A 257-nucleotide genomic window follows, 5' to 3' on the forward strand; every position below is an offset into this window, starting at 1 on the left:
GCGCAAATTTACGGCAATGCACAAATTTATGGTGAGGCTCGAGTTTTGGGCCATGTTTATGGCAATGCCCGTGTCTATGGAAATGCTTATATAAGTGATAAAGCACACATTTCCGGAAATATGAAAATTCTAGATGGAGTATATATTTTCGATAATGTAAATATTTCTGGTAATCTTGAAATTCGTGGACGCAATTCAATCATCTACGAAAGTGACTATTCAGCAAGCGATATAAGCTACATAAGCCGTTTCTAACA

The 257-nt window shown here is 36.6% G+C and carries 1 pseudogene; it reads left to right on the forward strand.

Annotated features, from left to right (window positions below):
• Window positions 1-255, forward strand: a pseudogene (locus ACFIKN_RS08855) (hypothetical protein); the annotation flags it as partial.
• Window positions 256-257 lie beyond the last annotated feature (2 nt).

Source organism: Bartonella sp. CL436QHHD (genome assembly GCF_042195105.1).
Taxonomy (GTDB): Bacteria; Pseudomonadota; Alphaproteobacteria; order Rhizobiales; family Rhizobiaceae; genus Bartonella.